This window comes from Streptomyces sp. CBMA123 (assembly GCF_014596465.1).
Lineage (GTDB): Bacteria > Actinomycetota > Actinomycetes > Streptomycetales > Streptomycetaceae > Kitasatospora.
The window spans coordinates 1-25,250 of the sequence record NZ_MECK01000057.1 but is presented as its reverse complement, the minus strand read 5'-3'; the positions used below and the strand labels follow the sequence as shown (position 1 = coordinate 25,250).

Below are 25,250 nucleotides of genomic sequence, written 5' to 3'. Positions count from 1 at the left end.
TCACAGCTCGTCCCGGATCGTCCACAGCTCCGGGAACACGTCCTGCTCGGCCGCCTTGCGCAGCCAGGTCAGCCCGCTGGAACCGCCCGAGCCGGGCTTGCCGCCCATGGTCCGCTTGACCGAGGTCAGGTGCCGCTGGCGCCAGCGGGTGACCCGCTCGGCCACGTCCAACAGCGCCTCGCCGAGCGGCTGCAGGTCCGCGAGCTCCGGCTCCGTGTAGACCTGCCGCCAGGCCGCGGCGACCTCCTCGGAGGGGCGGTAGCGCTGCTCCGAGACCTCCGCGCGCACCGCCAGGCCGCGCCGGGCCAGCAGGCTGACGGCCTCGTCGTACAGGCCGGGGGAGCGCAGTGCTTCGGTCAGCTCGGCCTGGATCTCCGGCACCTGCGCGTACATGTTCAGCAGCGCGGCGTTCTTGTTGCCGAGCAGGAACTCCAGGTGCAGGAAGGCCGAGGACTGGAAGCCGGAGGCCTCGCCGAACAGGGCGCGGAAGGAGTTGAACTCCTGCGGCGTCATGGTGGCCAGCAGCTCCCAGGACTCCACCAGCACGTCCTGCACGTGGGTGCCGCGGCGCAGTGCGGCCAGCGCGGCGGTCAGGTCGTCCTCGCGCAGCGCCTGCCGGGCGATCGTCCACTCGTGCCGCAGCAGGTCGAAGAGCAGCTCCATCACCTGGGTGGTGACGATGAACGACAGCTCGGCCGGCTCCTTGCTGAGCGGGTGCTGGAGGCTGTGCAGCTCCTCCAGGCGCGCGTACTGCGCGTACGGGGTGCCCCGACCCGGCCGGCCGCCCCGACCGAACGACAGGTTGGGTGTCTCCACCGTGTCGTGCCCCATCCCGATCCCTCCTGATCCGTCCGGGCCTCGTGGCCCGGGGCCGGCGGAGCGGACGGACGTCCTGGTTCCACCGGGGAGCCCATTGTGCGGCGCCGTGGCCCCCCGGTTGAATGGCCGATGAGCACCGCAACCGTGCTTCGGGTTGTCGTTCGCGAGGCGTTCGGTCGATCTGCTTTGTGAATGTAAAACCGCTGATCGCAACGGATCCCGGGAGCCGTCATGGACGCCGTAGACCGCCGCCTGCTGGCCGAACTCCAGGCCGACGCCAGGCTCTCGTACAACGAACTCTCGCGCCGGGTGAGCCTGTCCGCACCCGCGGTGGCCGAACGGGTCCGCCGCCTGGAGGCGGACGGGGTGATCAGCGGCTACCACGCCCACGTCGACCCCACCCGGGCCGGACTGCCGATCACCGCGCTGGTCCAGGTCCAGTGCTACGGCCCGCGCTGCGTGCTGCGCGACCCCGAGGTGGCGACCTGGCCGGAGGTGCTGCAGCTGCACCGGGTCACCGGCGGGGCGTGCTGCGTGCTGCTGGTCGCGGTGTCGACGATGGCCGGGTTCGAGGCGCTCTGCGACCGGCTCGGCGGGTACGGGCCGCCGTCCAGCTCGATGATCCTCTCCAGCCCGGTGCCCTGGCGGCCGCTGCTGCCGAACTGACCGCCCCGCGGCACCGACGGCGGTGCCGCACTGATCGCCGTGCGGCACCGCCGGCCGTGCGTTGACGCGCACGTCAAGGAGTAGGTTCCTCGGCATGCCGAACGAGCGCCACATCCTGCTGCTGCCCGGGAGCCTGCGGGCCGGCTCCGCCAACGAGGCCGTGCTGCGCACCGCCGCCGCGGTGGCCGACACCCTGCCCGGCGTCCGGACCACGTACTACCGGGGCCTCGCCGGGCTGCCGCACTTCAACCCGGACCACGACACCGACCCGCTGCCGGAGCCGGTGGCCGCGCTGCGGGCGGCGATCGAGGCGGCCGACGCACTGCTGGTCTGCACCCCCGAGTACGCCGGGACGCTGCCCGGCGCCTTCAAGAACCTGCTGGACTGGACGGTCGGCGGGGTCGAGATCTCGGACAAGCCCGCGGCCTGGATCAACTGCGCCGGGCCCGGCCGCGGCCAGGGCGCCGAGGCCACCCTGCGCACCGTGCTCGGCTACACCGGCGCGGTGGTCGTGGCGCAGGCCTGCGTCCGGATCCCGCTGGAGCGCGGCGCGGTCGGTCCGGAAGGGCTGGTCGCCGACCCGCTGGTGCGCGGGCGGATCGGCGAGGTGCTGACCCGCCTGGCTGCGGGCGGGGCCCAGCCCTCCTGAGCCCAGCCCTCCTGAGCCCAGCCCCCTGAGCCCAGCCCCCTGAGCCCAGCCCTCCTAGTGCACCGAGGTCAGGTGTACCCCGAGCCCGGCCAGGCCCTCCAGGAACAGCTCGATGCCGACCGCCGCGAGCAGCAGCCCGAGCAGTCGGGACAGCACCTCCAGCAAGGTCTGGTGGGTGCGCCGCAGCAGCGGCGCGAGCACGGCCACGCAGACGTAGTTGAGCACCACCACGGCCACGTACGCCCCGGCGACGGCCGCCTTCCAGCCCACGTCGTCCCGGTTCAGCGAGGCGACCAGGACGGCGCTGACCGCGAGCGGGCTGGCGATGTACGGCAGCAGCAGTTCGCGGATGCCTTCGGCCAGCGGGTTCGCCAGGTGCCCCTCGTCGCCGTCGTCGTCCCGGCCGAGGTGGATGCCGAAGACCAGTGCGACCGCGTAGAAGAAGAAGATCGCCCCGCCCGCGAGCCGCAGCGACTCGTCGCTGATGTGGAAGAGCGTGGTGACCGCGTCCGCCCCGAAGCCGAGCACCAGGCCGATCAGCGCCGAGATCAGCGTGCTCCAGGCCGCCAGCCGGCGCAGTTCCCGGTCGCTCCGGTCGGCGGCCAGCTGGGCGAAGGTCAGCAGGGTCTTGGGCGGGCCGACCACGGCGAAGAAGGTGATGAACGCGCTGCTCAGGTTGAAGACGAACATGGGCCCAGCATGACCGCGGTGCCCGGTGCGACCGGCCCGCCACGCCACGCTCCGCGGTCGGGCGCGGCGGGGATCCCCGGCCCGCCGGTTCATTCCTCGCCACGGGCGGATTCGCCCGGATGGCGGTCCCGGCTCGAACAGGTGCGCGCTCTCGGGTGCCATGGAAGTACGTACGACCACTCCGTGGCGGTACGACCGCTCCTTGGCGGAGACTCCTTGGCGGAAACGAGGATGCGACATGTGCCTGAACCGTAGGGACCTGGGCCTGCTGGCCCTGCGCAGTGCGGTCGGTGGGGTGCTGATCGCGCACGGCACCCAGAAGCTGTTCGGCTGGTTCGGTGGCGGTGGGCTGGAGGCGACCACCCAGGCGATGGACCACATGGGCTTCCACCCGGCCCGGGAGAGCGCCATCGCGGCGGGTCTCGGCGAGGCGGGCGGCGGGGCGCTGCTGGTGGCCGGGCTGGCCACCCCGGCGGCCGGCGCGGTGGTGGCCGGGACGATGGCCGGAGCCGTGTCGGTGCACGCTCCGGCGGGCTTCTTCATGACCGGCGGCGGCTACGAGTACCCGGCGTTCCTCGGTGCGACCGGGCTGGCGATCGGTCTGGCCGGCTCGGGGCGGTACTCGCTGGACCACTTCACCGGGCACGTCTTCGACCGGCCGTGGGTCGGTGCGCTGGCCTTCGTGGCGAGCGCGGCGGGCGCGTACGGGGTGGTGGCGCGGCGCCGTCACCTGGTGCGGCTGCGCGAGGAGCGGGCGGCCGTGGAGGCGGACGAGCAGGAGGGCTCCGGGCTGTCGTAGCGCGTGGCCTGGGCGTCACCCGGAGGCAGCACCCCTGCTGGCGGGGGTGGCGGGCGGCTCGGAGGGTGGGCGGGGAGGTGTGCCGGGCAGTCCGGCGCCGGCAAGGAACGAGGGACTCCCATGGACCGCACGGACCGCCAGCCGCCCACCCGCGCCGCCTCCGGGCCGCGCCCCACCGCACCGGTGAGGCGTCGACACCGGCTTGCCGCAGGGGTGTTGGCCGCCGCCGTACTGGGTTCGGTGGCGCTGGCCGGCTGCTCCTCCGGCAAGAGCGCGAGCAGTGCGGCCTCCTCGGCGGCCGGGGAGGCGCAGAAGCTGGCGAGCGCTGCGGCCTCCGCCGCGTCGGCGCTGGCCTCGGCGGCCGGCGGGGTGGGCGGGGCGATCTCCTCGGCGGAGGCGGAGGCTTCGTCGGCGATCTCCTCGGCCGCCTCGGCGGTCGCCGGGATCAAGGGCGGGCTGGACGCCAAGGGGGACGTTTCGGTCGGGTCGGTGTCGACCGGTTCGGACGGCAAGCCGCAGGTGCAGCTGACCGTCACCAACCACGGGCAGCAGTCGTACAAGTACGTGGTGCAGGTGAACTTCACCGACGGCAGCGGCAAGCTGCTGGACGCGACCGCGGTGACGGTCGACGACGTGGCCGCGGGTGGGAATTCCCAGGCCACCGCGCATGCCAATCGGGACCTCACCGGCACGGTCAAGGCGGAGGTGGCCAACGCCGTCCGCTACTGAACCGCCGCAGCTCAGGCCCGGTCCGGGGCCGGGGTGCGGGTGGGTGTGCGGGCGGGGGCGGAACCTTAAGCGGGTCTCAAGGCCCAACAGCACCCCTTGACGGGCGAGTTGGTCTAGTCCATTTTTATTGCCCAGGTGCAGGGAGCCCCTGAACCGGCGTCACCGGCCTCGCGCCGGGGGCGCCGGTTCGGCGCATCCCGGTGTCCGTCAAAGGCCTGCCCGCTCGATTCCCACCCCCTGTCTGTCATGTCCCGGTCGTCCGGCCCCACCCCGGATGTGCCACCCCACCGGGCGACGGAACCCCCCCACACCCAGGAGTCACGCACCCATGCTGCGCTCACGCATTGAAAGGGCCGGGACCCCGGCTCCGGACGGGCCCCGCCGGCGCCGCCCGAAGAGCCTGGCCGCCATCGCGGCCGGCACCGCCGCCTCCCTGCTGCTCGGTGCGGGCCTCGCGCTGACCGGCGGCGGCGCGGCCAACGCCGCGACCACCAACTCCACCGGCGCGGCCGCCACCAGCGGCGGCATCAAGGTCGCCTACTACGACCAGTGGTCGGTCTACGCCAACGCGTACTACCCGAAGACGATCCAGGACACCGGCGTGGCCGGGAAGCTGGACTACCTGATCTACGACTTCGCCAACATCTCCCCGACCGACCTGGGCTGTTTCGAGGCGACCAAGGCCGCCGACACCAACGACAACAACCCCAACGCCGGTGACGGTGCGGCCGACGCGTTCGCGGACTACCAGAAGAGCTTCGGCGCGGACATCTCGGTGGACGGCGTCGGCGACGTCTGGAACCAGCCGATCGCGGGCAACTTCAACCAGCTGAAGAAGCTGAAGGCGAAGAACCCCAACCTCAAGATCCTGCTCTCGATCGGTGGTTGGACCTACTCCAAGTACTTCTCGTCGGCGGCCGCCACGGACGCCTCGCGCAAGCACCTGGTCTCGTCCTGCCTCGACATGTTCATCAAGGGCAACCTCCCGTCCGACGCCGGCTACGGCGGTCCGGGCACGGGCGCCGGCATCTTCGACGGCATCGACATCGACTGGGAGTACCCGGGCGGCGGGGGCCACACCGGCAACATCTCCAGCCCGGCCGACAAGCAGAACTTCACCCTGCTGCTGCAGGAGTTCCGCAACCAGCTGAACGCCCAGGGCAAGGCCGACAACAAGACCTACGCCCTGTCGGCGGCGGTCGGCGCCGGCCAGGACAAGATCATGAACGTCGAGACCGACAAGATCGGTCAGTACCTGACCTTCCTCGATGTCATGACCTACGACATGCACGGCGGTTGGGACCCTCAGGGGCCGACCAACCACCAGGCCCCGCTGTACTCCGGCCCGAACGACCCGTCGACCCCGGCCAAGCCGGGCAACGGCAAGTACTCGATCGACAACGCCGTCAAGGCGTGGACGGTCGGCGACGCCCAGTACGGCATCCCCGGCGGCTTCCCGGCCAACAAGATCAACATGGGTGTGCCGTTCTACTACCGCGGCTGGACCGGCGTCCAGAACAACGGCAAGAACGGCCTCTTCCAGCCCGCCACCGCTCCGGCCACCGGCGCCGCGATGTCCGGCAACGTCGCGGGCATCCAGATGTACAAGGAGCTGGCCGGCTTCGTCGACAACCCGTCCAAGACCTACTGGGACGACGACGCCAAGGCCGCCTACTTCTACGACGGCAACACCTTCTGGAGCGGTGAGAACGCCAAGTCCATCCAGGCCAAGCTCGACTACGCGCACTGCAACGGCCTCGGCGGCTCCTTCGCCTTCTCGCTGTACGACCTGGGCACCAACACCACCCTGTTCGACACGATGGTGAACGCCACCAACGGCTCCGCGGCCGGCTGCCCGGCCCCGCCGACCGGCACCCCGACCCCGACCCAGACCCCGACCGGCACCCCCACGGGCACGCCGACCGGCACGCCCACCGGGACCCCGACGGGTACGCCCACCGGTACCCCGTCCTCGCCGGCCACCTGCCCGGCCGCCCCGAGCTGGGACGCGAACGCCACCTACGCGGCCGGCGGCACCAAGGTCTCGTGGAAGGGCCACTACTACACCAACAAGTGGTGGACCAAGGGCGACGACCCGACCCAGAGCGGCCAGTGGGGCGTCTGGACCGACAACGGTCCCTGCTGAGCGGCTGACCTGCCGATCTGCTGATCTGCTGGCCGCCCGAGCGCCTGACGGGCCTCGCGGTGCCCGAAGCCGCAGTAGCTGAACCCGCGGTGCCTGAAGTCGCAGCACCCGAAGTCGCAGTGCCTGAACGGGTCCGGCCCGCCGGGGGAGCACCTCCCCCGGCGGGCCGGACCCGTCGTTTCACCCGCCCCGGCTCACGGCGCCAGGTCGGCCGTGCGCCCGAGCGCGTCCGGCTGGCTCTCCTCGATCCGCCGCAGCATCCGGGCCAGCAGGGCGGAGAGCGCGGTGCGCTCCTCGCCCGCGATGTCCTGCAGCAGCTCCTCCTCGAACACCGCCGCCATCCGCATCGACTCCAGCCACTTGTCGCGGCCGTTCTCGGTCAGCTCGATGATCACCCGCACCCGGTTGGACTCGTCCCGCTCCCGGGTGACCAGGTCCTCGGCGACCATCCGGTCGATCCGGTGGGTCATCGCCGCCGGGGTGAGCCCCAGCCGCTTGGCCAGCTCGCCCGGCCCCAGCTGGTAGGGGCTGCCGCTCACCACCAGCGCCTTGAGCACCTCCCACTCGGCGGAGGTGATTCCGAGCACAGTCAGCTGCCGGTCGTACGCCACGCCCATCCGCCGGGAGACCCGGTTGAGGGTCTGCACGATCGTCTCGACCTGAGGGTCGACGGTGGGGAACTCCCGCTGGTAGAGGGCCACTTGCTCGGCGATGCCGAGCTCCAGGGGGGTGGCCCGCGAAGGCTTGTCGGCAGCCGGCGACGGCTTGTCCGTAGTCATGCGGACCAGTGTCGCACGGGCGTGCACTCCTTAAGCCTTTGACTCCGCAGTCTTCCGGTGCTAAGACTTTATCTCGTCACAGTTTAGGTCTGAAATCTTCTGGGCTTAAGAGTTCCAGTCGAAACAGGGAAGGGATGTGCACGGTGACCGGCACGGTGAAGCAGCAGAGGCAGCAGCGACGTGGGACGGGCGGCCCGCTGCGCCGCGTCCAGATCGGCAACGCGCTCAGTGCGTTCGGCAGCGGGTTCACGATGCCGTACATGTTCGTGTACGTGGACCAGGTGCGCGGCCTGGGTTCGCTGGCGGCCGGGATGGTGTTCACCGTCTTCGCGCTGGCGGCGCTCGCGGTGCTCCCGTTCACCGGGCGCGGCATCGACCGCTACGGTCCCCGTCCGGTGCTGCTGGCGGGTGCGGCCCTGGCCGCCACCGGCGCGTTCGCGTTCGGCCACGCCACCGGCACCCCGGCCCTGCTGGTCTCCTCGTTCCTGTTCGGCGCGGGTGTCACCACCTGCCAGCCGGCGCTCGCCACGATGATCGTCCGCTGCTCCACCGCGGCGACCCGCTCGCACGCCTTCGCGCTGCAGTTCACCCTGGTCAACCTGGGCATGGGCATCGGCGCGCTGGTCGGCGGGCAGATCGTGAACGTCGCCGACCCGGCCAGCCTCACCCGGCTGTTCACCATCGAGGCGGTCACCTTCCTCGGCCTGGCCCTGGTCACCGGCACCGCCCGGATACCGAAGGCCCAGCTGAGCGCCGTCCAGGGGCGGAACGACGGCCCGACCGGCCTGCGCGCCCTGCTCGCCGACAAGGCGATGGTGCGGCTCTGCATCCTCGCCGGGCTGATCTTCTTCACCTGCTACGGCCAGTTCGAGTCCGGCGTCGCGGCCTTCGCCACCGACACCGTCGGCACCGCGCCGTCCACCCTGGGCCTCGCGATCGGCGCCAACGCGGTGACCATCGTGGTGCTGCAGATGTTCATGGTGCGGATCACCGCGCGCCGCCGCCGCACCACCGCGATGGCCGCGGCCGGCCTGGTCTGGCTGGGCGCCTGGGCGATGGCCCTGGTGGCCGGCCTGATCCGGACCGAGACCATGGCCGCCACGGTCGCCATCGTCTCGATCTACGCCCTGTTCGGCGTCGGCGAGTCGCTGCTCGCGCCCACCATGGGCCCGATGGTCGCGGAGCTCGCCCCGGCCCGGCTGCTCGGCACCTACAACGCCGGGTACGCCCTGGTGAAGCAGATCGCGATCGCGGTCGGCCCGGCCGTCGGCGTGCTGCTGGTCGGCTCCGGCACCTGGCCGCTCTACCTCGCGGCCATGACGGGCTCGACGCTGCTGATCGTCCTGCTGGCGCTGCGGCTGCGCCCGTACCTCACGGCCGAGCAGGACAACGCGGCCCCGGCCGTGGTCCGCACCCCGGCCCCGGTCCGGGAACTGCAGACCGCCGCCTGACGGGCCCGCGCTCCGCGGTCACGCAAGGGCGTTCGAGGCGGGCGCCGGCCAGGTCACCTGGTCGGCGCCCGTCGCGCTTGGCTTCCCGGGCACCGCCACATAGTGTCAGTGGCTGTTGACCGCCCGGCCCCGGCCAGGGCAGCGGACCCGGGCCCGGCGCAGCAGCCGAGGGCCCCGCAGACAGGCGAAATCGGCGAGGCTATGACGCAAGCGGCGCTCACGCACCCCCCGGCGGCCCGGGCCACCGCCGACCCGGACCCGGCACCGGCCCCGCGCGGGGGTCTGCTCCGCTGGGCGGCCGACCACTCCGGCTGGCTCGGCCCGATCGGCGTCGCGGTCTTCGCGGGCCTGCTGCGGTTCTGGAACCTCGGCTACCCCAACGCCTTCGTCTTCGACGAGACGTACTACCCCAAGGACGCCTGGTCCCTGCTCCAGCAGGGCTACGAGGGCACCTGGCCCGACCACGCCAACGCCGACATCCTGGCCGTCCCGCAGTCCGTCCCGCTCGGCTCCGCGCCCGAGTTCATCGCCCACCCGCCGCTCGGCAAATGGGTGATGGCGGTCGGCGAGCAGCTGTTCGGGCTCCACCCCTTCGGCTGGCGGTTCATGACCGCCCTGCTCGGCACCCTCGCGGTGCTGATGCTGGCCCGGATCGGCCGCCGGCTCTTCGGCTCCACCCTGATCGGCTGCACCGCCGCCCTGCTGATGTCCGTCGACGGCCTCCAGCTGGTGATGAGCCGGGTCGGCCTGCTCGACGGCATCCAGATGTTCTTCGTGCTCGCCTCCTTCGGCGCCCTGCTGGTCGACCGCGACCACGCCCGCGCCCGGCTGGCCGCCGCGACCGACGGCGACACCGTGCGGCTCGGAGCGCGCCCCTGGCGGATCGCCGCCGGGGTGCTCATCGGGGCCGCCTGCGCGGTCAAGTGGAACGGCGCCCCGATCCTCGCCGCCTTCGGCGTGCTGACCGTGCTGTGGGACCAGTCCGGCCGCCGCGGCGCCGGAGCCCGCCACCCCTGGCGCTCCATGCTGCGCCGGGACGCCGTACCCGCCTTCCTCGCCATGGTCGGCTCCGCCGTGGTGGTGTACGTCGGCGCCTGGAGCGGCTGGCTCGCGAGCGGCGCGAACGGCGGTGGCGGCTACGACCGGCACTGGGCCGAGGGCCGCGCCGGACTCTCCCCGGACCACGCCTTCGGCATCCCGCTGCCGCAGGTCTCGATGAGCTGGGTGCCCGCGCCGCTGCGCAGCCTGTGGCACTACCACGCGCAGATGTACGACTTCAACACCGGCCTGAGCACCCCGCACACCTACCAGTCCAACCCCTTCGCCTGGCTGGTCGACGGCCGCCCGGTCTCGATGTACTGGGAGCCGGCGCAGGGCGGGACCCGCGGCTGCACCTCCTCCGGCGGCTGCGCGTCCCAGATCCTCGGCCTGGGCACCCCCTTCCTGTGGTGGGCGGCCTGCTTCGCGCTGGTCTACCTGCTGTGGCGCTGGTTCTTCCGCCGGGACTGGCGCTCGGGCGCCGTGCTGTGCGCGGTGGCCGCGATCTACCTGCCCTGGTTCCAGTACCAGGAGCGGACGATCTTCTCCTTCTACATGGTCGTGCTGGTGCCGTTCCTGTGCCTGGCCGTCGCCCAGATGCTCGGCGCGATCCTCGGCCCGGTGGGCTGCACTCCCGAGCGCCGCCGGTACGGGGCCGTGGCGGCCGGGCTGATCGTGCTCGCGATCGTCGGCTGCTTCGCCTTCTTCTATCCGCTGTACACGGCGGAGGTGATCCCGATGTCGTCCTGGCAGGACCGGATGTGGTTCACCAGCTGGATCTGATGCCGGTGCCGTCGGCGGCGTCCGGCGGACAGCTGCTGCCGGTCACCCCGGTGCTCGGGGTGGTCACCGCGGTGCTGCTGCTGGCCGCCGTGGCGGTGGCCGGCTGGGGGCTGCTCGGTCACGGGCGGGCGGTGGCGCGGGCCGGACTGCGCGCGGTCGTCCAGCTGGCCGCAGTCGCCGCGGTGATCTCCTGGGTGGTCGCCTCGCTGTGGTGGTCGGCGCTGTTCGTGCTGCTGATGTTCACCGTCGCGGTGCGCACCGCCGGGCGGCGGATGACCCCGGGCCCCGGCTGGGTCTGGGCGGCGGCCCCGATCGGTGCCGGGGTGCTGCCGGTGCTGGCCCTGCTGCTGGGCGTCGGACTGCTGCCGCCCAAGGGCCTCTCGGTGATCCCCGTCGCCGGCATCCTGATCGGCGGCGGTCTCACCGCCACCTCGCTCGCCGGGCGGCGCGCCCTGGACGAGCTGCGGCAGCGGCGCGGCGAGGTGGAGGCGGCGCTGGCGCTCGGCTTCGAGGAGCGGGACGCCCGGCTGGAGATCTGCCGCCCGGCCGCCGCGACCTCACTCGTCCCGGCGCTGGACCAGACCCGTACGGTCGGCCTGGTCACCCTGCCCGGCGCGTTCGTCGGCATGCTGCTCGGCGGCGCCTCGCCGGTCCAGGCGGGGACGGTGCAGCTGTTCGTGCTGATCGCGCTGCTGGCGGTGGAGTCGGTGGCGATCGTGGTGGTGCTGGAGCTGGTCGGGCGGGGTCTGGTGACGGCGGGGGCGGTCGACGGCGTCGGGTAGGCTGGGGCCCGTTGAAGGGGAGTAGCCCTCCACCGGACCGTCGACATACTGGCCCCCACGGGCCCGGCGCCCGGGGCACCGCGCGGTTGGCGGCTGCCGGCGAGACCTTCGGCCGCAGTGCTGTGACCGTTTCCAGTGCTGTCGGGCCGAAGCGTCCCCTGACGGACCTGCGGAGGCCGGACAGCCCGACCGAGGGATTCCTCCGATGAGTTTGACCGTTGCCGCGTTGACGTTCGGCATCATCTTCCTGGCCGAACTGCCGGACAAGACCGCGCTGGCCAGCCTGGTGCTCGGCACCAAGTACCGGGCCGGCTACGTCTTCGCGGGCGTCGCCGCCGCCATGCTGGTCCAGGTGGTGCTGGCGCTGGTCGCCGGGCACCTGCTCTCGCTGCTGCCGCACCGCTGGGTGGAGGGCGTCACCGGCGTGCTGTTCCTGGTCGGTGCGGCGATGCTGCTGTTCCACGGCGGCGAGGACGAGGAGGAGCACGCCGCCAAGGAGCCGTCCTCGAATCGCTTCTGGAAGGTGGCCGGGACCAGCTTCGTGGTCGTCGCGGTCGCCGAGTTCGGCGACCTGACCCAGATCATGACCGCCAACCTGGCCGCCAAGTACGCCGATCCGCTGGCCGTCGGCCTCGGCTCCTGGTTGGCGCTGTGCGCGGTCGGCGGGATCGCCATCGTGGGCGGGCAGAAGCTGCTCAAGTACGTGCCGATGAAGCTGATCATCCGGGTGGCGGCGGCGATCATGGTGGTGCTGGCCGGGGTCAGCATCTTCGGGGCGATCACCGGCTGACGCGGGGCGTCTGCGGTCGCCGGAGGTCGGCGGTCGGCGGTGGGTGGTGGGCGGTGGTCGCCTGCGGTCGCCTGTGGTGGGCGCTGGTCGGCAGGGGGAATCAGCAGCCGGGGTCGGCGGTGAGGACGGCCTGGGTCTTGGGGCCGTAGACGCCGTTCTCGCCCTTGATGCGGTTCTGGCTCTGGTAGTCCTGCAATGTCGACCGGGTCCAGGAGTCGAAGGTGCCGGTGACGAGCGACTTGTCGACGTATCCGCACTCGGCGTTGACGAGCAGTTGTTGCATCGCCTTGACGTCGGGCCCGCTCATGCCCATCTGGAGCAGCCGCGGGGTCTGCGTGGCCGTGGGTGTCGGGGTCGGCGTCGGGGTCGGTGTGGGCGTCGGGGTGGGGGTGGGCGTCGGCGTGGGGGTCGGTGTCGGGGTGACCGTCCGCGTCGGGCTCGGCTTGCGGGTCGGTGTCGGTGTCGGGGTCGGGCTGGGCGCCTCGGTGGTCGGCGCGGGGGAGCCGGTCGGCGGGGCGGCCAGGGTCGGCGGGTCCACCGGGGCGGGGGCGAGCGAGGTGGTGGGCGCCGGTGCGGCCCGGCCGGTCGGCTCGGAGGAGGGTGTCACGGCGTACGCGAGGCCCACGGTGAGCGCCAGCAGTCCGGCGCCGACGCCCGCGATCAGCCCCTTGCGCCCGGCGAACGGGCTGCGCCCGGCCTGCTCGGCGGCTCGGCGCGCGGCCCGTCCGGTGGCGGGGGCGGCACCGGGCTCGGGCGCGCCGTTGTCGAAGGGGAAGTAGCCGAGGTCGTCCCCGGTGCCGGGCGGGGCGTGCTGGCCCGACTGGAGCGGCGGGCCCGGCTGGACCGGTGGCAGGACGCTGGTGGCGTACGCGTCCTGGGCGGGGCCCGGGACGGGCGGCAGCACGGTCGTCGCGTAGGCGTCCGCGTCCGGCCCGAGCGGGGGCGTGCCCGGTCTGCCCTGGGAGCCCGGCTGGACGGGCGGCAGGACGGTGGTCGCGAACGGGTCGGTGGCCGGCGGCGGCTCGTCCGCGACCTGGTCGGGCGCCTGCGGCACGTACGGGCGGACCAGCGGCGGGCCCTCCAGGTGCGGGAGGACGGCGGTCTCGTCGAGGCTCCGGTCGGGGAGGCAGCCGCACCCGGTGGAGCGGGCGGTGCCGCACGTCGGGCAGTGCTGGTCCGGCATCGGCCGGTCCTCCTCGGTTCTCGGGTCGCGGGATCGGGCCTGATTATGCAGGACGTCCCGGAGGGTGGACAGGGGCGTCCGGCTCCCGGCGGGGCTGTTGTGCCGGTTGGTGGCGGTTGGCACCCGGGGAAACCGCTGGAACGCGTGGGACGGGCCGGGTGCTTACGTTCGGCTCAACCGGGCGGCGCAAAACGGGATATATCTGCCAGCATGGGGAACCGGGAGTGATCATCCACCGGGCGTCCGGCCGTCCGGCCCCGCAGCCCCGCAGCCCCGCAGCCCCGCAGCCCCGCGACCCCGCAGCCCCGTGACCCCGCAGCCCCGCGACCCCGCGACCCCGCGACCCTACGGAGACGCCATGACGGACCCTCCCGCAACCTCCGGCCCGGGGTACCCCCGTTCCGCGCCCGACCGGAGCCCGGCGCACGAGCCCGGCCCGCCCGAGGTCACCGTCCCCAACCTGTGGGTGCCCATCGGCGCCCTGCTGCTGGCGATGCTGCTCGCCGCCCTCGACCAGACCATCGTCTCCACCGCGCTGCCCACCATCGTCAGCGACCTCGGCGGCCTGGACCACCTGTCCTGGGTGGTCACCGCCTACCTGCTGGCCTCCACGGCCGCCACCCCGCTCTGGGGCAAGCTCGGCGACATGTACGGCCGGAAGCGGTTCTTCCAGGCCTCGATCGTGATCTTCCTGATCGGCTCGGTGCTCTGCGGAATCGCCCAGAACATGGGCGAGTTGATCGCCTTCCGGGCTCTCCAGGGCCTCGGCGGCGGCGGGTTGATGGTGCTCTCCCAGGCGATCGTCGGCGACCTCGTCGCCCCCCGGGACCGCGGCAAGTACCAGGGCCTCTTCGGTGCCGTCTTCGGCGTCACCAGCGTGCTCGGACCGCTGCTCGGCGGCCTGTTCGTCGATCACCTCAGCTGGCGCTGGGTCTTCTACGTCAACCTGCCGATCGGCGTCGTCGCCCTGGTGGTGATCGCCGCGGTGCTGCACGGCGTGGAGGTCCGGCGCGAGCACCGGATCGACTACCTGGGCACCGCGCTGATCGCCGCCGTCGCCACCTGCCTGGTGCTGATGACCTCGCTCGGCGGCACCACCTGGGCCTGGAGCTCCTGGCAGGTCGTCGGCCTGGGCGTGCTCGGCCTGGTGCTGCTGGTCGTCTTCGTCCAGGTGGAGCGGTCGGCCCCCGAGCCGGTCCTGCCGCTGCGGCTGTTCCGCTCACGCACCTTCAGCCTGGTCGCGGTGATCTCCTTCGTGGTCGGTTTCGCGATGTTCGGCGCCCTCACCTACCTGCCGACCTTCCTCCAGGTGGTCCAGCAGGTCTCGCCCACCATGTCCGGCATCCACATGCTGCCGATGGTGCTCGGCATGCTGCTCACCTCGATCGGCTCCGGCCAGATCGTCGCCCGCACCGGTCACTACCGGATCTTCCCGATCGCCGGGACGGCCGTCACCACGGTCGGGCTGCTGCTACTCTCCCGGCTGGACGAGCACAGCAGCACCGCCGAGATGAGCCTCTACTTCCTGGTCTTCGGCCTCGGACTGGGCCTGGTGATGCAGGTGCTGGTGCTGATCGTGCAGAACTCGGTCGGCTACCAGGACCTCGGCGTGGCCACCGCCGGCGTCACCTTCTTCCGCTCCATCGGCGCCTCCTTCGGCGTCTCCATCTTCGGGACGGTCTTCGCCAGTGGCCTGCGCTCCCGGCTCGCCGACGCCCTGGCCGGGCAGCCGCTGCCACCGGGCTTCCGGGTGGAGGCGATCACCGCCGACCCCCGCCTGATCACCCGGCTGCCCGCCGCCGCCCAGGCCGGCGTCCACCACGCGTACGCCGAGTCGATCACCCGGGTGTTCCTCTACGCGGTGCCCGTCGCGGTGGTCGCCTTCGTGCTGTCGCTGTTCCTGCGCGAGCAGAAACTGCGCTCCACGGTGACCGCGCCCGACCTGAGCGAGTCCATCGGGATCAACCCCGTCGAGCGCTCCTCCCTGGACGAGATCGCCCGCGCCCTGTCCGTACTGAGCACCCGGGAGGCCCGGCGCGACCTCTTCCGGCGGATCACCGCCACCGCCGGACTCGACCTGCTGCCGGCCTCCAGCTGGCTGCTGCTGCAGATGCACCACCACGGTTCGGTGGAGCCCGCCGAACTGGCCGAGCGGCGGATCGTCCCGGTCGCGGTCGTCGAGGAGGCCGTCCGGGAGGTGGAGGGCCGCGGCCTCGCCGCCCGCTCCGGCGGCCTGCCGCTGCGGCTCACCGAGCCGGGGGAGGAGACGGCGCTGCGCCTGGTCGCGGCCCGGCGCGCCCAGCTCGCCGACCTGCTGGGGGACTGGGACGAGCAGCAGTACGACGACCTCGCCGCCCTGCTCACCCGGCTCAGCTCCGCGCTCTGCGCCGACCGGCGCGACCGGCCCGACCCGCCGCTCGGCCCCCAGCCGCCGTACCGGGGGGAGGGGCGGTCGTTCTAGCCCTGGGCGCCGTTCGCGGGCCGCCGCTCAGGGGCCGCCGTTCGCGGGTCGCCGCTCAGGGGCCGCCGAACCAGCGCGGGGTGTCGAGCCGGAACGGGTCCCCGGGGGCGAGCTGCCGCAGGCCGTCCTCGATCCGGCGGAGCTGTTCCTCGCCGAGGGTGGCGGACCACTCGGCGCGCAGCTCGTCGAAGATCCGGGCCGAGCGCACCAGGCAGTCCACGCCCCGGTCGGTGAGCCGGACCACCTTGCGCCGGGCGTCGCCCGGGTCGCTGCCGCGTTCGACGTAGCCGAGCTGCTCCAGGTTGTCGATGGTCTTGCCCGCAGCCTGCTTGGAGACGCCGAGCCGGCGGCCGAGCTCGACGGCAGTGGTGCCCTGGGGGCCGATGGCCTGGAAGACGAAGCCGTGCATCGGGCGCAGGTCGGGGTGTCCCTCGCGGGCGATGCGCTCGTGCAGCTCGTCGATGATCGTCCGGAAGGCGAGCAGCAGGCGCAGCGGCAGCTCGAAGCCGGGCGGGGCGGGGTCACTTGACACGATAGACAACCTCATTGACCATATAGACAACGACATTGTCCATCTTAAGGGGTTCCTTCACCATGCCCGTGATCCGCTCCGCCGACGCCCGTCGCACCGAGACCCCGAACGCCGTCATGACCACCCTCGCCTCGCCCACCCAGGGCGCGACCGCCCTCGCCCAGTGGCGGGTCGAGATGCCCGCCGACCGGCAGGGCCCGCTGCACGCCATGGACACCGAGCAGATCTGGACCCTCCTCGCCGGCTCGGCCGACGTCCACCTGGCCGGTGAAGTCCTCACCGTCACCGCCGGCGACACCCTCGTCCTCCCCGCCGACGCCCCCCGCCGCCTCACCACCGCGGAAGGCTTCACCGCCCTCGTCGCCTCCCCCTCCCCGTCCCACGCCTACAACCCCGACGCCCGCACCCCCGCCGACGCCTGTGCCCTCGCCCCGCGCGACGCCGACCGCCTCCTCCCGCCGTGGATCGCCTGAGCCGCAGCGCGTGAGGTGCGGCGCGTGAGGTGTAGCAGACTGCTCGGGAGCAACCGAGCCGACGGCCGTACGGGCCCCGGCGGATCAGTGAGGAGCGGCATGTCCGTCGTCAAGATCAACGTACTGACGGTGCCCGCCGAGCAGCGCGAGGTGCTGGAGCAGCGCTTCGCCTCGCGGGCCGGCGCGGTGGAGAACTCCGACGGCTTCGAGTGGTTCGAGCTGCTGCGTCCGGTCGAGGGGACCGACCAGTACCTGGTCTACACCCGCTGGCGCAGCGAGGAGGACTTCAAGGCCTGGATGGAGGGCCCGATGCAGGCGGCCCACCGCGGTGGCGGTGAGGGTGGCGAGGCTCCGAAGCGGCCGGCCGCCTCCGGGTCCACGCTGTGGTCCTTCGAGGTCGTCCAGTCGGCGGGCCCGAAGGCCTGATCCGGCGGGCCGGGCTTGATGAACGGCGCGCCCCGGGGTTGCGGGGCGCGCCGTTCGCCGTTCGGTCCGTCAGTCGTCGGGCCACTCGATCCCGTCCGGGCCGACCGGGTGCGCCCTGAACGGCGAACCCGCCCAGGCGTTCTGGTGGACGTACTCGCCGGTGTCGGCGACGGCGGGCCCGCCGAGCAGGAGTGCTCCGAGTGCCGCCAGCGCTGCGGCGGCGAGCGTCCCGGCGATGGTGCGCTTCATGCTGGTTCCCCTTCCCCCGTTGGTCGTTCGTCCAGCATGCCACCAACCTGCCCGTCGGGCACGGGAGTTCAGGCCGCGGCGGCGTAGAGGGCCTCGCGTAGGCCGGGGACGGTGTCGCGGTCGGCGCGCCAGACGAGGCGGAGGTGGAGGGGTGGGGGAGCGAGCGGGAGACGGACGAGGGTGCCGGCGGTCAGGGCGTCCTGGACGGCGAAGTCGGGGAGCAGGGCGACGCCGAGGCCCTGTTCGGCGCAGGCGCGGGTGACGGCGATGCCGCCGGTGCGGACGCGTTCGACGTCGTTGCCGAGCAGGCGTTCGCCGGCGAGCCGGAAGGAGCAGGCGGGGGCGTTCACCAGGAGGCGCCGGCCGCGCAGGTCCTCGCGGGTGAGGGTGGTGGCGCCGCCGAGCGGGTGGGTCGGGGCGACGACCAGGGCGAGCGGGACTTCCTTGAGGTCGAGGTGGTCGAGCGGGGCGGGCGGCAGGTAGAAGCCGAGTTCGCCGAGCGGGCCGGCGCTGTCCAGGATGAGCGCGGCCGCCAGGGCCCCGGCCGCGACGCCGCCGAGCAGACCGTCCCGGGCGGTGTCGGTGTGCAGGGAGACGTCGAGGTCGGGGCGGCGTTCGGCGAGCCGGGCCAGCACGGCCGGTACGTGGGTCGCCGCTATGGTCTCCAGCGCGCCGAGCCGGAGCCGGGCGCGGTCGGCGGTCACCTCGCGGCGGGCCAGTTCGGCCTGGTCGAGCAGTCTGCGGGACCAGGGCAGCAGCCGTTCGCCGGCCGCGGTGAGGGGCATGCCGTGCGGGGCCCGGTCGAACAGCTCGACGGCCAGGCTGTGTTCGAGGGTGCGGATCTGCTCGGAGACCGAGGAGGGGGCGAGGCCGAGCGCCACGGCGGCGGCGGTGACGGTGCGGTGGGTGGCCACGGCTTCGAAGACCCGCAACTGACGAAGTTCCACTGGTTTCTCCGGTTCCCCGAAACGCCCGCCTGTGGTCGGATGGCTCGCTCGGCGCGCCCGGCCCGCTTGCGGTTCGTGGTGCGGCTCGTGTCGATGTGTCGCGTTGTCGTGTGGTGCGTTGTCGTGTGGTGCGTCATGGCGTTGTTGTGTTCGCGATGATGCTGCCGGTGTTGCGGGACAGCGTACGGCTGCGTTCGGGTAATCCGAACGGTTCGTGAGGAACCCCGGTGGAGCGGATTCCGGGCGGCGGCGCGGAGTGGGCGTCGTTCGCGGCCGAACGTCACTGTGACTCGCGGATCCGGCCCTCGGTGCGCCCTGCCCGTCGCGTGTCGCGGGGGAGGTGGGTAGATTTTGGATCATGAAAGCATCAACGGGGGACGGCCGGTCGCTGCGCGCGGCGCTCGGCCACGTGGGATCGGAACACCCGGCGGCCGACCGCACGCGCAGACTCCTCGCCGGAGCCCTGCTCGCCGTCTCGGCCCTGCTCTTCGCCTGGATCCTGGTGCTTGGATCGATCACTCGGGGGCAGGCCGAGGTCAGGAACTGGTCCACGGCGTGGGTCGGCCTGGACGTCCTCCAGGTCGCCGGGCTGGTCGCCACCGGCCGACTGCTCGTCCGGCGCTCCCGTCTCACCGCCCTGGCCGCCGCCGCGGCCGCCACCCTGCTCCTGCTCGACGCCTGGTTCGACGTGATGACCGCCGAGGGCGGCGGCGCCTGGTACACCGCCCTCGCGATGGCCCTGCTCGTCGAACTCCCGGCCTCGCTCGCGCTGACGGCCCTTGCCCGGTCCGCCCTGGACTGGTGAGGCGCTACGGCTGCCGCCCGGGGCCGTCGGGGCCGTCGCAGCCGTACGGGGTGGCCGGCGCGGTTCCGACCGCCGCCGGGCCGCCAGAACGGCGCCGATCGCCCTCGTTAGTGTGATCACCTGACCCAGGAGGAGAGCCACATGCCCATCGTCATCGCCACCCTCAGGACCAAGCCCGGCCACCGCGACGAAGTCCTCGCGGCCTTCGAGCAGCACACCCCGGCCATCCATGCCGAGCCCGGCTGCGAGCTCTACGCCGTCCACGCCGGCCCCGACCGCGTCACCGTGGTCGAGAAGTGGAGCGACCAGGCCACCCTCGACGCCCACAGCGCCGGCGCTCCGCTGGCGGCCCTCGGCGCCGTCCTCGCCGCCGCCCTCGCCGAGCCCGCCGACGTCGCCGTCCTCGACGCCTTCCCGGCCGGCGAGCCGGCCAAGGGCCTCGTCTGACCGGTGCCGTTCCCGTTGTGCGGGAAGTCGGCCCGGCCGACTTCCCGCGCGAGGGCCGGGCGAGCGCGCGGCGGCCGCCGGGCGGTTACCAGATGAAGAAGTCGGGCAGCTCGTCGGCGGGCGGCAGCGGGGCGTCGGCCGGGAGGGGGCGGATCTGGATGAAGGCGTGCTCGAACTGGGAGTACGAGAAGGGGTCCAGGCCCGGGGCCACCACCAGGGCGTTGGAGCCGCGGCGCCAGACGCGGTAGCGCCAGACGCCGTTGGAGTGCGGTCGTCGGTCGTGGCTGACGTCGTGGTCGGGCGGGCCGAGCAGGGTGGTGAACTGGGCGGCGACCGCGTCCAGTTGGTCGTTGAAGGTGTCGGTCTCCTGGTCGGTGCTGCGCTGCCAGCCGGGGAGGGTGCCCCAGAAGTCCTCTGCCATCGCCCCAGCGGGGTGCACGTAGTACTCGTACGCGAAGGGCAGGAAGAGGCAGTCGTCGCCGTACCCGACGTGGCCGGCGGGCGTGTAGGCCGTCCCGTCGAGGTCGTCCGGGAGGGGGCGGGAGCGCCAGCCGGCGTCGGTCAGGGCCTGCCGGCCGGCGTCGTCGTCCGTCCAGTCGAGTTCCGCCATCTCGACGAGCTGCGCGGCGAGTTCGGGACCGACGGGGCAGTACGCGACGATCCAGGGATCGTCCTCGTATGCGTCCTCGTCCTCGTCGTTTTCGTCTTCGTCTTCGTCGAGGTCGAGGTCGAGGGGCTCGTCGGGCACTGGGGTGAACTCCCGTTCTGGCTGGCGGTTCGAACGTTCACCCTAGTGCCGGGCCCGCTCAGAGGGTGTCGCGGACCCTGATGTAGCCGCGTTCCACCACGAACTTCTGGTCGGGGTCGGTGGCGCCGCAGGTGGCGAGGAAGGCGGTGTCGCCGTCGTCGCGGTCGGCTCCGACGTCGATGCACATCTCGTCGGCGGTGCCGACGGTGCGTTGCAGGACGAAGGAGCCCGCGCGCAGCAGCCAGGTCTGGTTGGCGCGGCCGGCCTGGGTGTACTCGCAGGCCCAGATCCGGACGTTGTCGCCGTTCTCACCGGTGTAGTCGGCGTCGAGGCACATCTCCTGTGCCGTGCCCACCGTGTCGGCGACCTTCACCCGGCCCTCGTCCAGGACGAAGCGCTGGTTGGTGTGGTCGAGGCACTGCCAGATGCGGACGTCGTCGGCGTTGTAGCGGGCGTTGCCGACGTCCAGGCACTTGGCGGTGGTGGCCAGGGGCGGGGTGTGGACGTTGAGGGTGCCGTCGTCGATGGTGTAGATCGTCCCGTTGTCGGGGCGGGCGTAGCGGAAGCTGCCGGTGCCCCGGGGGAGCGAGGTGTCGTACGGGGTGTACGGGTCGACGGTGACGGTCGGTGAGAAGCGGAAGTAGCCGTTGGCCGGCCAGCCGCTGTTGCCGCCGTTGCGGCCGTAGCCCTCGCAGCTGAGGGTCTGGTTGCCGTTGCTGAGCGCGCAGTTGCGCAGGCCGACGTTGTTGCCGGTCCATGAGTGGCCGTCGCCGGCGTACTCGGTGGGGACGGTGGTCTGCGGGGCGAAGGTGGTGCCGTGGGGGGCGGTGAAGACGGCGGTCATGCCCGCGGGCGGGAGCAGGCCGGTGCCGCCGGTGTTCTGGTACGTCCACGGTACGGGCGCGCTCCGGCCGGGGGCGATGGTGGCGGGCCGGGGGACGTCGCGGCCGATGAAGGTGACGGCGGCGGCCGGGGAGGCGAGCGCGACGGCCAGGGCGAGGGCCGTCGCGGTGACGGCGGTGGTGCGGGCGAGGGTTCGGATCACGGTCGCGATGATCGTGGACGAACGGCATCGGGGCGGTGTGCGGCGCGGAGTGTTCACCCGGCCGGCGGCGGACGGAAGTCGACCGGCGCGTCGAAGGCCGCCCGCCGGGTCGTCCGGCGCAGGGCGCGCAGCACCGGCGTGCCGAGGGTGAGGCAGAGCACGACGGTGAGCGCGGCGCGCGGCAGGTCCCAACCCAGCGACGTGGTCAGGCAGTAGGCGGCGAAGCGGACCAGGTTGGCGGGCAGCGGGTCGCCGGGGTGGAAGGAGATGGAGCCGGCCAGCCCGCCGATGTACGGCCAGCCCTGGAGATTCATGATCGTGCCGTACACCACCGAGGCCAGCGCCCCGTACCCGGCCAGCAGCAGGAGTTCGCGCCGCCCGCGCAGCGTGGCCGACCCCGGCAGCAGGCCCGCGCCGAGGCAGACCCAGCCCATGGCGAGCATCTGGAACGGCAGCCAGGGCCCGACCCCGCCGGTGAGCAGCGCGGAGGCGAACATCGACAGCGAGCCGAGGACGAAGCCGAACCCCGGCCCCAGCACCCGCCCGGACAGCACCATCAGGAAGAACATCGGTTCCAGGCCCGCCGTCCCCGCCCCGAGTGGGCGCAGGGCCGCACCGGCCGCCGCCAGCACGCCCAGCAGGGCGACGGACTTGGCGTCCAGCCCGGGTGCGCCGCCGCCCGCCGAACGGCCTTCGGAGATCTGGGCGATGACGACGGCCAGCAGCAGCGGCAGCAGCAGCGCGAACAGCCAGGGCGCGTCGGCGGAGTGGCCGACCAGCGCGGACCCGGTGGAGGCGAGCAGCGGCCAGCCGAAGGCCGTCACGCCGACGAGGGAGACCAGCAGCAGGGCGGCGGCGGAGCGGCGGCCGAGCGGGACGGGACGGCTGTTCATGCGCTCAGCGCCTCCGCGACCTGCTGGACGGTGAGCCACGGCCCGGGCGTCAGCACCTTCGACACCTGGGGCGCGAACGCGGGCGAGGAGACCACCACCGACGCCGTGGGGCCGTCCGCGACGATCTCGCCCTCGGCCAGGATCAGGGTGCGGTGGGCGAGTTCGGCAGCCAGCTCGACGTCGTGGGTGGCCAGCAGGACGGCGTGCCCCTCGGCCGCCAGCGTGCGCAGGATCCGCACCAGCCGGGCCTTGGCGGCGTAGTCCAGGCCGCGGGTCGGCTCGTCCAGGAGCAGCAGCGGGGGCCGGGCGGTGAGGACGACGGCGAGGGCGAGGGTGAGGCGCTGGCCCTCGGAGAGGTCGCGGGGGTGGGTGGTGTCGGCGATGCCGGGCAGCAGCCGTTCGACCAGGGCGCGGCAGGTGCCCGGGACGGCGCCCGCGTCCGCGTCGGCGGCGGCGCACTCGGCGGTGACGCTCTCGCCGTACAGCAGGTCGCGCGGGTCCTGGGGGACGAGGCCGACGTGGCGGATCAGTTCGGCCGGGCGGGTGCGGTGCGGGGCGCGGCCGCCGACGGTGACGGTGCCGGAGGTGGGGGCGTGCAGGCCGACCAGGCTGCCGAGCAGGGTGGACTTGCCCGCGCCGTTGCGGCCCATCAGGGCGGCGATCTCGCCGGGGCGCAGCGTGAGGTCGATCCCGCGCAGGGCCTGGACCGTGCCGCGCCGGACGGCGAGGCGGTCGGTGGCGGCGATCGGGGCACCGCTCGGGGCGCCGACGGCGGCGGGCGCCCGCCCGTCCAGCTCGGCACGCAACGACGAAGCCTTGCGCCGGGCGTCGCGGACGGACAGCGGCAGCGGCCGCCAGCCCGCGAGTCGGCCGAGGCCGACCACCGGCGGGTGCACGGGGGAGTGGGCCATCACCTCGGCCGGTTCGCCGAGTACGGGTGCTTCGCCCGGGGTCAGCAGCAGCACCTGGTCGGCGTACTGGACGACCCGCTCCAGCCGGTGCTCGGCCATCAGTACGGTGGTGCCCAGGTCGTGCACGAGCCGCTGCAGCACGGCCAGCACCTCCTCGGCCGCGCCCGGGTCGAGCGCCGAGGTGGGCTCGTCCAGGACGAGTACGCGCGGGTGCACGGTGAGCACCGAGCCGATGGCGACGCGCTGCTGCTGGCCGCCGGAGAGCGAGCCGAGGGCGCGGTCGCGCAGGTCGGCGAGGCCGAGCAGGTCGAGGGTCTCCTCGACCCGGCGCCGCATGACGTCGCCCGGCAGGCCCAGGGACTCCATGCCGTAGGCGAGTTCGTCCTCGACGGTGTCGGTGACGAAGTGCGCCAGCGGGTCCTGGCCCACCGTGCCGACCAGGTCGGCGAGTTCGCGAGGCCGGTGTTCGCGGGTGTCCCGGCCGCCGACGGTGACCCGGCCGTGCAGCACCCCGCCGGTGAAGTGCGGCACCAGGCCGCTGACCGTCCCCAGCAGGGTGGACTTGCCGGAGCCCGACGGGCCCACCAGCAGGCAGAGTTCACCCTCGGGGACGGTGAGGTCGAGGTTCGAGAGCACGGGTGCGGCGGCGTCCGCGTACCGGACGGAGACCTGCTCGAAGGTGATCACGAGGCCCTCCGGGGCGGGGTCGGGGCGGCGAACGCCGGTACCAGGCCGAGGAGTACGGCCAGGACGGCGGCCAGCGGCAGCGCGGGGACGGTCGGCGGGACGACGGTGGGGGCGAAGGCGGCCGGATCCCGCGAGGCCAGGTGGGTGACGAGGGCCGCCACGGCCGCGCCGGAGCCGGCGGTCAGCCACTCCGGCAGTGCCCAGGGGTCCGGCCGGTAGCGTGATCTGACGGACCGCCGGTTGCCGAGCAGCAGTCCGGCGAAGGCCGCGGCCAGGCCGAGCAGCAGCACCGGCAGCGCCCAGCCGGCGCCCCCGGCGGTCAGCAGCCCGTACGCGGCCAGGCAGACCCCGAGCAGTCCGGCCAGGGTGAGCGCGGCGGTGGCCCGGGCCAGTCGGCGCGGGACGTCGGCGGTGCGGCCGAAGCCGCGGGTGTCCATCGCCGCCGCCAGGGCGATCGACCGCTCCAACGCGCCTTCCAGGACGGGGAGTCCGACGCTCAGTACGGCCGCGATGCCCCGGTCGGTACGGCCGCGCAGCCGCCGGGCGGCGCGCAGCCGGCGGACGTCGGCGACCAGGTTCGGCGCGAAGGTCATCGCCACCACCACAGCCACCCCCGCCTCGTAGAGCGCGCCCGGCAGGGCGCGCAGCAGCCGGGCCGGACTGGCCAGGGAGTTGGCGGCGCCGACGCAGACCAGCAGGGTGGCCAGCCGCAGCCCGTCGTACAGGGCCGACAGCAGCCCTTCGAGCGTCACCCGCCCGCCGATCCGCACCCCCTGCGCCCAGGCGGGCAGCGGGAGTTCGGGCAGCGTGAACAGCACATGGGTGCCGGGGATCGGCGAGCCCAGCAGCACCGCGAAGACCAGCCGGATGCCGAGCACCAGCAGGCCGAGCCGCAGGAACGCCCCGTACGAACGCGACCAGGGCGCGTCGCCGCGGCGCGCCGCGACCACGTACCCGGCGGTCGCGGCGAGCAGCAGCAGGATCACCGGGTTGGTGGTGCGGGTCGCCGCCGCGCCCAGCCCGAGCGCCCACAACCACCAGGCCCCGGGGTGCAGTTGGCGCGGGCCGACGGGTGGGCGGGTGCTACGGGTGGGGCTGCTCACGGATCTGTCCTGGGAACGGGGGCGGGGAGTGTCTCGTGGATCTCGTCGGCGCAGGGCGTCGCGGACCCGGCAAAGGTCCACAGGACACTCCCTAGGAGGAGCGGCGGCGGCGCGCCTGCCAGACGGCGCCACCGGCGAGGACGACGACCAGCGCGCCACCGGCGACCAGGCCGAGGTCCGGGCCGCCGCCGGCCGCGCCCTTCGGACCGTCCGGCTGGG

The 25,250-nt window shown here is 73.3% G+C and carries 27 protein-coding genes; 14 read left to right on the top strand and 13 right to left on the bottom strand.

Features of this window, described 5'->3' with window-relative positions; translation table 11 throughout:
• The gene (locus BG452_RS09450; RefSeq protein ID WP_188303762.1) at window positions 1–831 is read right to left on the bottom strand and encodes a tryptophan 2,3-dioxygenase; all 831 of its coding nucleotides are present in this window, start codon (window positions 829–831) and stop codon (window positions 1–3) included.
• Between the two features lie 219 nt (window positions 832–1,050).
• Here BG452_RS09450 and BG452_RS09445 point away from each other — a divergent pair, with 219 nt between their 5' ends.
• Both BG452_RS09445 and BG452_RS09440 read left to right on the top strand, forming a co-directional pair.
• Complete coding sequence (locus BG452_RS09445; protein ID WP_188303761.1) at window positions 1,051–1,485, top strand: Lrp/AsnC family transcriptional regulator; 435 nt, start codon at window positions 1,051–1,053, stop codon at window positions 1,483–1,485.
• Window positions 1,486–1,579: 94 nt separating this feature from the next.
• The gene (locus BG452_RS09440) at window positions 1,580–2,134 is read left to right on the top strand and encodes an NADPH-dependent FMN reductase (RefSeq protein WP_188303760.1); all 555 of its coding nucleotides are present in this window, start codon (window positions 1,580–1,582) and stop codon (window positions 2,132–2,134) included.
• A gap of 54 nt (window positions 2,135–2,188) precedes the next feature.
• Here BG452_RS09440 and BG452_RS09435 read toward each other — a convergent pair whose 3' ends face one another.
• Window positions 2,189–2,824, bottom strand: coding sequence for a MarC family protein (locus BG452_RS09435; RefSeq protein WP_188303759.1), 636 nt, complete (start codon window positions 2,822–2,824; stop codon window positions 2,189–2,191).
• Window positions 2,825–3,062: 238 nt separating this feature from the next.
• Between BG452_RS09435 and BG452_RS09430 the strand changes: the two genes are divergently transcribed.
• The 3 genes from BG452_RS09430 to BG452_RS09420 all read left to right on the top strand — a co-directional run bounded on the left by BG452_RS09430 (window position 3,063) and on the right by BG452_RS09420 (window position 6,498).
• Window positions 3,063–3,623, top strand: coding sequence for a DoxX family protein (locus BG452_RS09430; RefSeq protein ID WP_188303758.1), 561 nt, complete (start codon window positions 3,063–3,065; stop codon window positions 3,621–3,623).
• Between the two features lie 120 nt (window positions 3,624–3,743).
• Complete coding sequence (locus BG452_RS09425; protein WP_223241973.1) at window positions 3,744–4,352, top strand: hypothetical protein; 609 nt, start codon at window positions 3,744–3,746, stop codon at window positions 4,350–4,352.
• Between the two features lie 328 nt (window positions 4,353–4,680).
• Window positions 4,681–6,498, top strand: coding sequence for a glycosyl hydrolase family 18 protein (locus tag BG452_RS09420; RefSeq protein WP_188303757.1), 1,818 nt, complete (start codon window positions 4,681–4,683; stop codon window positions 6,496–6,498).
• Window positions 6,499–6,692: 194 nt separating this feature from the next.
• Here BG452_RS09420 and BG452_RS09415 read toward each other — a convergent pair whose 3' ends face one another.
• Window positions 6,693–7,277 carry a MarR family winged helix-turn-helix transcriptional regulator gene (locus BG452_RS09415; protein WP_188303756.1) on the bottom strand — a complete coding sequence of 195 codons (585 nt, stop codon included), beginning with the start codon at window positions 7,275–7,277 and terminating at the stop codon, window positions 6,693–6,695.
• 155 nt (window positions 7,278–7,432) lie between these two features.
• On the opposite strand from BG452_RS09415, the gene BG452_RS09410 reads away from it, so the two are divergent.
• From BG452_RS09410 to BG452_RS09395, 4 genes are all read left to right on the top strand, one after another.
• A complete protein-coding gene (locus tag BG452_RS09410; RefSeq protein ID WP_317620965.1) occupies window positions 7,433–8,728 on the top strand; it encodes an MFS transporter in 1,296 nt (431 codons plus the stop codon).
• A gap of 201 nt (window positions 8,729–8,929) precedes the next feature.
• The gene (locus BG452_RS09405; RefSeq protein ID WP_188303754.1) at window positions 8,930–10,549 is read left to right on the top strand and encodes a dolichyl-phosphate-mannose--protein mannosyltransferase; all 1,620 of its coding nucleotides are present in this window, start codon (window positions 8,930–8,932) and stop codon (window positions 10,547–10,549) included.
• Window positions 10,549–11,331, top strand: a complete 783-nt coding sequence (locus BG452_RS09400) for an ABC transporter permease (RefSeq protein ID WP_188303792.1) — start codon at window positions 10,549–10,551, stop codon at window positions 11,329–11,331. Before BG452_RS09405 ends, BG452_RS09400 begins: the two co-directional genes overlap by 1 nt.
• Window positions 11,332–11,536: 205 nt before the next feature.
• The gene (locus BG452_RS09395; protein WP_188303753.1) at window positions 11,537–12,121 is read left to right on the top strand and encodes a TMEM165/GDT1 family protein; all 585 of its coding nucleotides are present in this window, start codon (window positions 11,537–11,539) and stop codon (window positions 12,119–12,121) included.
• Between the two features lie 100 nt (window positions 12,122–12,221).
• Here BG452_RS09395 and BG452_RS09390 read toward each other — a convergent pair whose 3' ends face one another.
• Window positions 12,222–13,304 (bottom strand): peptidoglycan-binding domain-containing protein, encoded by a 1,083-nt coding sequence (locus BG452_RS09390; RefSeq protein WP_188303752.1) that lies wholly within the window; start codon window positions 13,302–13,304, stop codon window positions 12,222–12,224.
• A 358-nt stretch (window positions 13,305–13,662) separates the two neighbouring features.
• On the opposite strand from BG452_RS09390, the gene BG452_RS09385 reads away from it, so the two are divergent.
• Window positions 13,663–15,765 carry an MDR family MFS transporter gene (locus tag BG452_RS09385; RefSeq protein WP_188303751.1) on the top strand — a complete coding sequence of 701 codons (2,103 nt, stop codon included), beginning with the start codon at window positions 13,663–13,665 and terminating at the stop codon, window positions 15,763–15,765.
• A 55-nt stretch (window positions 15,766–15,820) separates the two neighbouring features.
• On the opposite strand, the gene BG452_RS09380 is transcribed toward BG452_RS09385, so the two are convergent.
• The gene (locus BG452_RS09380; RefSeq protein ID WP_188303750.1) at window positions 15,821–16,312 is read right to left on the bottom strand and encodes a MarR family winged helix-turn-helix transcriptional regulator; all 492 of its coding nucleotides are present in this window, start codon (window positions 16,310–16,312) and stop codon (window positions 15,821–15,823) included.
• A 47-nt stretch (window positions 16,313–16,359) separates the two neighbouring features.
• Here BG452_RS09380 and BG452_RS09375 point away from each other — a divergent pair, with 47 nt between their 5' ends.
• Both BG452_RS09375 and BG452_RS09370 read left to right on the top strand, forming a co-directional pair.
• A complete protein-coding gene (locus BG452_RS09375) occupies window positions 16,360–16,770 on the top strand; it encodes a cupin domain-containing protein (protein WP_188303749.1) in 411 nt (136 codons plus the stop codon).
• A gap of 99 nt (window positions 16,771–16,869) precedes the next feature.
• A complete protein-coding gene (locus tag BG452_RS09370) occupies window positions 16,870–17,196 on the top strand; it encodes an antibiotic biosynthesis monooxygenase family protein (protein ID WP_188303748.1) in 327 nt (108 codons plus the stop codon).
• Between the two features lie 69 nt (window positions 17,197–17,265).
• Here the strand turns inward: BG452_RS09370 and BG452_RS09365 are convergent, their stop codons facing one another.
• Together BG452_RS09365 and BG452_RS09360 are read right to left on the bottom strand one after the other, a co-directional pair.
• Window positions 17,266–17,445: a hypothetical protein gene (locus BG452_RS09365; RefSeq protein ID WP_188303747.1), complete on the bottom strand. Its 180-nt coding sequence runs from the start codon at window positions 17,443–17,445 to the stop codon at window positions 17,266–17,268.
• Window positions 17,446–17,513: 68 nt separating this feature from the next.
• Window positions 17,514–18,392, bottom strand: a complete 879-nt coding sequence (locus BG452_RS09360) for a LysR family transcriptional regulator (protein ID WP_188303746.1) — start codon at window positions 18,390–18,392, stop codon at window positions 17,514–17,516.
• Window positions 18,393–18,750: 358 nt separating this feature from the next.
• Between BG452_RS09360 and BG452_RS09355 the strand changes: the two genes are divergently transcribed.
• Together BG452_RS09355 and BG452_RS09350 are read left to right on the top strand one after the other, a co-directional pair.
• Window positions 18,751–19,197 (top strand): hypothetical protein, encoded by a 447-nt coding sequence (locus BG452_RS09355; RefSeq protein ID WP_188303745.1) that lies wholly within the window; start codon window positions 18,751–18,753, stop codon window positions 19,195–19,197.
• 141 nt (window positions 19,198–19,338) lie between these two features.
• The gene (locus BG452_RS09350; protein WP_188303744.1) at window positions 19,339–19,644 is read left to right on the top strand and encodes a putative quinol monooxygenase; all 306 of its coding nucleotides are present in this window, start codon (window positions 19,339–19,341) and stop codon (window positions 19,642–19,644) included.
• Between the two features lie 85 nt (window positions 19,645–19,729).
• Here BG452_RS09350 and BG452_RS09345 read toward each other — a convergent pair whose 3' ends face one another.
• From BG452_RS09345 to BG452_RS48050, 6 genes are all read right to left on the bottom strand, one after another.
• Window positions 19,730–20,392, bottom strand: a complete 663-nt coding sequence (locus BG452_RS09345) for a hypothetical protein (protein WP_188303743.1) — start codon at window positions 20,390–20,392, stop codon at window positions 19,730–19,732.
• A gap of 58 nt (window positions 20,393–20,450) precedes the next feature.
• Window positions 20,451–21,437 carry an RICIN domain-containing protein gene (locus BG452_RS09340; protein ID WP_188303742.1) on the bottom strand — a complete coding sequence of 329 codons (987 nt, stop codon included), beginning with the start codon at window positions 21,435–21,437 and terminating at the stop codon, window positions 20,451–20,453.
• Window positions 21,438–21,490: 53 nt separating this feature from the next.
• Window positions 21,491–22,330 carry an ECF transporter S component gene (locus BG452_RS09335; protein WP_188303741.1) on the bottom strand — a complete coding sequence of 280 codons (840 nt, stop codon included), beginning with the start codon at window positions 22,328–22,330 and terminating at the stop codon, window positions 21,491–21,493.
• Window positions 22,327–23,928 (bottom strand): ABC transporter ATP-binding protein, encoded by a 1,602-nt coding sequence (locus tag BG452_RS09330; RefSeq protein WP_188303740.1) that lies wholly within the window; start codon window positions 23,926–23,928, stop codon window positions 22,327–22,329. The genes BG452_RS09335 and BG452_RS09330 overlap by 4 nt, the downstream gene beginning before the upstream one ends.
• A complete protein-coding gene (locus tag BG452_RS09325; protein ID WP_317620963.1) occupies window positions 23,925–25,031 on the bottom strand; it encodes an energy-coupling factor transporter transmembrane component T in 1,107 nt (368 codons plus the stop codon). Before BG452_RS09325 ends, BG452_RS09330 begins: the two co-directional genes overlap by 4 nt.
• A gap of 91 nt (window positions 25,032–25,122) precedes the next feature.
• Window positions 25,123–25,182: a hypothetical protein gene (locus BG452_RS48050; RefSeq protein WP_411292912.1), complete on the bottom strand. Its 60-nt coding sequence runs from the start codon at window positions 25,180–25,182 to the stop codon at window positions 25,123–25,125.
• Window positions 25,183–25,250 lie beyond the last annotated feature (68 nt).